We start from the raw sequence: 5,006 nt of genomic DNA, 5'->3' as shown, positions 1-5,006 counted from the left end.
TTTCAGTTGAATAGCTCTCTGGGAAAATTTACTAGTTCGTAGTTTTTAGTTTTTAGTTCTTAGTTTTTAAAGTTTAATTATGTGGTCTACCCATGTGAAAAGCGCAGTAATATTGTTGGGATTTTGTTTCTCGCAAAGCCGCAGAGACGCAAAGGTACAAAAGAAGAATTTTTTATTTAGTGCATTGTTATAGAGAATTGGTATTATAACTGGGCATAACCAGTTATAAAATATTACTTCCATATTTGAGAGAGAAAAAATAAACATATTTCCTTTAACCTTTAATCTTTGACCTGTCTTAACATATTCAATAGTAGACATCCTTAATGATTAAAATATGTCCCTCTCTTCACAAGCTAATATCTCAGAAACAGCAACTAAAACCAAATTAAATTTTGGGCAATTATGGAATATGAATGTGGGTTTTCTGGGAATTCAGTTTGCTTGGGGATTGCAAATGGCAAATATGAGTGCGATCTTCGAGTATCTGGGCGCAGATGCCGATCGCTTGCCGATTCTTTGGTTAGCTGCCCCTTTGACTGGTTTATTGGTACAGCCAATTATTGGTAATTTGAGCGATTATACTTGGACTTTTTTGGGTCGAAGAAAACCGTATTTTTTGTTAGGAGCAATTTTGGGCTGCATTGCCTTGTTTGCCATGCCTAATTGTTCTAGTTTGTGGCTAGCAGCTGGCTTACTCTGGATTTTAGATACTAGTGCCAATGTCAGTATGGTGCCTTTTCGGGCATTTGTAGGAGATATGCTACCTCAAGAGCAACGTACCAAAGGTTTTGCCATGAAAAGCATTATGCTAGGTATTGGTGCGGTTTCTGCTTCGGTTTTGCCTTGGATACTTTCTCATTGGTTTGAGGTGGATAATACCAGTAGTAATTTAAGGAAAATCCCTTTCACGATCGAGGTTTCTTTTTATTTGGGAGGGATATTATTTCTGAGTACGGTTTTATGGACAATTGCCACAACTCCTGAATATCCGCCTCAAAATTTAACGAAATTTGAGGAATTGAAAGCAGCACGAGGGGGGAATTGTTAGCAGTATAAAACAGACTTGGCAGACTTTACAAGAAATTCCTCCCAAGATGAGACAGTTAGCGAGGGTACAGTTTTTTACTTGGTTGGGTATTTTTTGTTTTTTACTCTATTTTCCTCCCGCAGTTGCCAGAAATATTTTTGGGGCAGTCAGCCAAGATTCTTTGCTTTATAGTGAAGGCATAGAGTGGGCGGGAATTTGTTTTGCAGTTTACAACGCAGTTTGTATTGTGGCTTCATTTATTTTGCCTCGCCTCGCCAAACGTTTTAGTCGCCCGATAATTCATGGAATTTGTTTGCTGTGTGGGGGCGTGAGTTTGATTTCTCTACTCTGGATCGGCGATCGCTATATACTGCTGTTGACTACCGTTGGTTTTGGTATTGCTTGGTCTAGTGCCTTAATTATGCCCTATGCCATGTTGAGTAGCTTGATTCCTCCCCAGCGTCGGGGAATTTATCAGGGAATTTTTAATTTTTTTGTTGTTTTACCTGAAATTGCCGCTTCTTTAGGGTTTGGCTGGGTAATGCAACATATTCTCCATGAAGATCGTTTATTAGCAGTAGTAATGGGTGGGGTATTTTTACTCATTGCTGCGGGATTGACTTTATTAGTACGAGTTAATCCCCTCGATAATTTGAGCGATGGAGTTAAAAACTTAGAGACTGATGAGACAATAGCTTCTAAACTAACACCAACTACCCCCATGCAAAATCCAGAAACACGATGATTGGTCAAGCTATCAAAACACGTCTGAGTTTATTTCGCTTTTCTTTCGATCGCCTGACTCAGCTTTTGTTATTGGCTGTCACTGTTTTGGCGTATAACGTAATTGCCATGGCGATCGCCAACTCCCTGTTTGTGAGTCATGTGGGTGCGGGGGAATTGCCTGTGGCATTTATCCTGATTGGCTTGTCTTCTTTGCCTGCCTATGGCATTTTTTCTCAAATTGCCGATCGCTATCGTCGTCCTTTGGTGTTTCGCTACGTATTATTGATTTCCATCCTCCTGATGTTGGGGTTGCGGTTTCTGATTAATTTGGATGTAGCCTGGGTTTATTATGTATTGTTGATTATGATCTTTTTTCAGTGGGATTTTAATAACAATCTACTCTATCCAGGGTTGTTGACCGACTATTTTACTACCCTTGAGTATAAAAAATATGCCCCCTATATCGGTATGGCTCAAGCGGTAGGTACTTTAGTAGGGGGTGGCTGTACGATTTTGCTGTCTCGTTATTTCCTCAGTCGAGACTTGCTGTTTTGTTTGCCTATCTTCATGGCGATCGCTTTTTGCCAGTTACTCTATTTAGAATCTTCTCAACGTCTTCTGGAAATTCCCAAACAAGAAGCCAAGCTCAATTTGCTAGAATCGATTAAAACTCTGCCCGATCTTGGTCAAAGATATCCTCTAGTTTTGTTTTTAGGTTCTAGCACCTTTTTACTAGTAATAATTTATATTAGCTGCGAATTTCTTTGGTTTAATATTTATGGCAATAACTTTGCTGAATCGGAATTGACCGCTTTTTTAGGCTTAATGCGGATTGTTATTTCTTTGATTCAGGTAGTTTTTCTCTACGGCTTAACTCGCCCCTTATTAAAATGGGTGGGAGTAGCCAGACTTAACCCCGTCTATCCTATGACAACTTTAATAGCTTTGGGGGGAGTGTTATTAAATACTAATTTAGCTGCTGCTATTGGGCTGCATATTAATGGCGACGCTCTTTATAAAGCGATTAACTTACCCGTACATCAACTCAACTATAATGCCATACCCCAGCAATATTTAGGCAGAATTCGAGCTTTGAGCGATGGCTTGATTTATTCTGTTGGTTTAACCACGGCAGGAGTAGTTTTATGGATCTGTCATTTTTATTTAAGCCTGGGACAAATTACGGGATTAGCGATCGCCCTAACAATATTATTATTGCTGGTGCGTCTGCCGATGGGTAAATTCTATACTCGCAGCCTTGAAGATCTAATTAGATCCGACAGTATTAATCTCGATGACTTCGATCGCCAAAAGATTCAACTACCATCCCAGTCTAAGGAAATAGTCAAAGAATTTCTCACCGATGGCGATCGTTATACTCAAATAAAAGGTTTAGAATTAGCTGCTAACTTAGGAGATCCCAGTCAGTTTTTGCCTGAAGTTACTGCGATTTTGCCCGATGCCCCTGAAATTTTAAAAGAAGCAGTTTTACAGTTATTTAGCTCTAAGAATGAAGAAATCTCGGACAAGTTTGCCCAGCTTTTAGACGATCGTAACGTGGCAGTCAAGGCGACGGCTTTAGAAATTTTAATTGCCAATCAATATGACTTTACCGAACAACAACTCAACCAAATAATCAACCACAGCGACGATGAAGTAAAAACTCTGGGTTTAATTGCTACTTTCCAACATACCGAATCTCAAGAGCTAGATCGCCAAATTGCCGAACAATTTTGGCAAACAGAAATTACCGATACCATTGGTAAAGCGATCGCCAGAGTGGTGCGTCACAGCCAAAATCCCGAATTTATTACTCTAATTGAATATCTACTGCCCAAAGCTTCTGTAGAAGCCAAACACACTGCCCTGGAAGCTCTAGCTAGCCTGGCACAACCCCAAAATAATCATCTGGCAAAAATAGCCGTTGCCGAAACCAAACATGATGAGCATTTAATTCGAGGGAGTGCTTACAAACTTCTAGAGATTACCCATTGTCCAGAAATGCTAGCCACAGTAGCATCGGGATTGAGCGATCGCCATCCCCAAGTCAGACAACAAGTAGCCCATACCCTGGCAGCCTATGGTAAATCTGGTTTCAATGTAGCTAAAAATAGCCTCAACTCTGCTAACCCCGATGTAGTCAACACTGCCATTGCTGCGATCGCCAAAACCAAAACCAGAAAGGCAAACGACATCCTCTACAAACATCTCGCCCCAGAATTCCAACAGTTCAATCGCACTAGAAAATGGCAACAGCAAATACCCCATCAAGATCCTAGCTGGCGACTATTAGCAATTGCGATCGAAGATTATCAACAAAGATTGTTGCAAAAAGTTTTATATATCCTGTCTTGTTTGGGCTATTCCCGCACGGTTAACCTAGTTAGGCGTATTTTAGCCACCAGCGATCGCCGTGACTTAGCCAATGCCATAGAAGTATTAGCTTCGATCGATCATCGCCGTTTCGTACAACCATTGATGCCTCTTTTAGAAGAGACAGTTTCCGACAAACCTCTACCCAATATCGAGCCTACCCCCCAATGGTTGCAAACCAAGGGTTACAAAATCTTACTCGAAGCCTTAAGAATCGGCGATCGCTGGATCAAAACAGGGGCATCGGTAGCCCTGGCAATTATTCCTACCGCCCTACTCAAAGATCCCGATCCCATCGTACAATCAGTGGCACGGGAAATATTTCCCACCTCGGATCGCTTGATTGACCCTGTAAGTACTTCTATGAATCGACTGCTATTATTACGCAATGTGGCACTATTTAAAAATCTTTCCCTAGATGAATTATTCCAGATCGACGAAGCCTTGGAACAAAAACAAGTTTTGGCAGGAGAAACAATCTATAGTGAGGGAGGTTGGGGCAATAATCTATACATCATTGCTGAAGGAAAAGTCCAAATCGTCAAACAATTGGACGGAGAATTAGCCAACATCAAAGAACTAATTAAAGGTCAATATTTTGGAGAAATCGCTCTGTTTGACGAAGCACCCCGTTGGGATGGGGCGATCGCTTTAGAAGATTGTGTTTTACTCAGTTTGGAGAAGAAACGCTTTATCAGTCTCATTTCCCAACGCCCCCATATTATTTTAGAAATTTGTCGTTTTCTCAGTCAAAGATTGCGCGAAACCGATAAATATATGTCTGCGAAGAAAAATTCCAGTCATAATTTGTAAGATGTCTGAAAAGTGGTTCGATTTTATCTAGATTCCCCCTCGCCCCCTTAAAAAGAGGGGAATT

The 5,006-nt window shown here is 40.7% G+C and carries 1 protein-coding gene and 1 pseudogene; both read left to right on the top strand.

What is annotated here, in order from left to right; all coding sequences use genetic code 11:
• Window positions 1–337: 337 nt before the first annotated feature.
• Window positions 338–1,775: pseudogene (locus AC33VI_RS15235) on the top strand (MFS transporter).
• Entirely contained in the window at window positions 1,772–4,942 is a 3,171-nt protein-coding gene (locus tag AC33VI_RS15230; RefSeq protein WP_491783119.1) for a cyclic nucleotide-binding domain-containing protein, read from the top strand. Before AC33VI_RS15235 ends, AC33VI_RS15230 begins: the two are co-directional and overlap by 4 nt.
• The last annotated feature ends 64 nt before the right edge of the window (window positions 4,943–5,006 follow it).

This window comes from Waterburya sp., assembly GCF_058530065.1.
This window is presented reverse-complemented; position numbering and strand designations above follow the sequence as displayed.